The 2,143-nt window shown below is 47.4% G+C and carries 2 protein-coding genes and 1 pseudogene; all 3 read left to right on the top strand.

Features of this window, described 5'->3' with window-relative positions; all coding sequences use genetic code 11:
• Positions 1-730 (top strand): NAD kinase (locus WEIDD23_RS02445; RefSeq protein ID WP_062358724.1); only part of this gene is annotated, 730 nt, incomplete at its 5' end.
• The gene (locus tag WEIDD23_RS02440) at positions 730-1,641 is read left to right on the top strand and encodes an RluA family pseudouridine synthase (RefSeq protein ID WP_010373833.1); all 912 of its coding nucleotides are present in this window, start codon (positions 730-732) and stop codon (positions 1,639-1,641) included. The genes WEIDD23_RS02445 and WEIDD23_RS02440, both read left to right, overlap by 1 nt.
• A 25-nt stretch (positions 1,642-1,666) precedes the next feature.
• Positions 1,667-2,143, top strand: a pseudogene (locus tag WEIDD23_RS02435) (magnesium transporter); the annotation flags it as partial.

Raw genomic sequence — 2,143 nt, 5'->3', positions numbered from 1 at the left:
CGATAAGATTGTCTTTGATGACGAGCATCCAGATGTTGTGATTTCAGTGGGCGGAGATGGTACCTTGCTTGGGGCTTTCCATCACTATGCCGATCAATTGGCTTTTGTGCGCTTTATTGGCGTGCATACTGGTCACTTGGGCTTTTATGCGGACTGGCAACATTTTGAAATTGACGAATTGATTGATAGTTTGGTCAATGATGAAGACGCTCGAACAGTTAAGTATCCCTTGTTGGAAGCGCACGTCCGGTATACTGACGGCCGAGAAGAACGCGTTCTTGCATTGAACGAAGCCGCCATTAAGCGACCATTGGGTACTTTGGTGGCAGATGTGTACATTCAAGGTGAGTTGTTTGAACGATTCCGTGGGGATGGTTTGACAGCGTCAACGCCAACTGGCTCAACCGCCTATAATAAGGCAATCGGCGGGGCAGTGATGCACCCAAGCTTGGATGCTATCCAATTAGCAGAAATTGCTTCGATTAACAGTCGGGTATTCCGAACACTTGGTTCACCATTGATTATTGGAAACCACGAAGTTATTCGGGTGCAACTAGAAAACGACGGCGCAGCGGTAACCCTTAGTTTCGATCATTTGAGCAAAATTGCCTCAAACATTGATTGGATTGAGTTCCGCGTGTCTAAAACAAAAATTCAGTTTGCTGAGTATCGACACATGCACTTCTGGCACCGTGTTCAGTCAAGCTTTATTGGTACGGAGGTAAAGTAATGGCCCAATTCAGTTGGATCAACCAAGGCGACGAAACGCTTAAAATTAAGACGTTCTTAGCCCAACGTGGTGTCTCACACCGCATGTTTTCCATTGTGAAGCGTGGTGGCGGGGCAGTGCTCCTTGCGGGTAAGCAAGTTCGGACCGTCGATGAGGTTAAGCCAGGTGATAAGGTCACGATTGTGATGCCACCTGAAGAATCAAATGACGTCGTTGCAATGTCAGATTTGCCAATCACGGTCTTATATGAAGACGAAAACTGGTTGGTTGTTGAAAAGGAAGCTGGCGTGACGTCAGTGCCGGGTAAAGCTGACCGTGAAACGACCATGGTTAACCGGGTTAAGGGCTACTTAGCCCGGTCTGGGGCTGAGGATTTAGTGCCCCACGTGGTAACGCGACTAGATCGCTTTACGTCGGGGGTTGCTTTGTTGGCCAAGCACCGTTTTGCCCATGGCTTGCTCGACAAGCAGTTGCAAACGCACTCAGTTGATAAGCGTTACTATGCAATTGTCGATGGCGATTTGCCAGATGATTACGGCTTTATCGATGCACCAATTGGTCGGATGGACGACGACTTTATTCGACGCGAAGTGCGTGAAGATGGGCGTCCTTCACAAACTGAGTACTGGGTTGTGAAGCGTTTTGGCAACCAAACGTTGGTCCGCGTGCAGTTGCACACTGGCCGTACACACCAAATTCGTGTGCACTTTAAGTATTTGGGTCACCCATTGATTGGGGATGAAATCTATGGTGGCCCAATGGATCGTGGTATTACACGCCAAGCGTTGCATGCTTATTGGTTACGCTTCTATGATCCATTTGCACAAGTTGAACGCACGACGCAAAGTGCATTGCCACAAGATATCGTGGCTGTTTTGGACGGCTATCAAGTCGAACCAGACGAAAATTAATTATTAAGAATGCGGGGAAAGAATCATGAACGACATGCTGGACGAAATTACAGATGAGATGCGTGATGAACTTTCCGAACAAGCTCATCACTTGGTCAATTATTTGGAACATGGTGAGAAAGAGGCGTTCTTGGACGGCTTTGACGAACTTCACGGTTACGACAAGGCCGTTTTTTATGTGACTTTGCCATCACAGCTCCGTCACCAAATTATCGAGTGGTTAACGCCAACTGAATTGGCGGAAGTCTTTGACGAAATTGAACCCGAAGACGTTGATATTAACGACTTGCTGGAGGAAATGTCACCACGTTATGCTGCCCAAATGCTGAACCAAATGTACACCGATAATTCGGTTGACTTGTTTGAAGACATGGACCAGCGTGAATTGGGGATGTATTTGGCGTTGATGCCGAAGGAAGATGCAGCTCAGATACGTCGGTTGTTGAATTACGAAGACGACACAGCTGGATCTTTGATGGGGACTGAGTTTGTCGCGATTAAT

This window comes from Weissella sp. DD23 (assembly GCF_001579105.1).
In the GTDB taxonomy this organism is placed as follows: Bacteria; Bacillota; Bacilli; order Lactobacillales; family Lactobacillaceae; genus Weissella; species Weissella cibaria.
This window is presented reverse-complemented; position numbering and strand designations above follow the sequence as displayed.

Coding starts and splice junctions, on each gene's coding strand:
- WEIDD23_RS02440 (WP_010373833.1), top strand. CDS start 730: ATGGCCCAATTCAGTTGGATCAACCAAGGCGACGAAACGCTTAAAATT.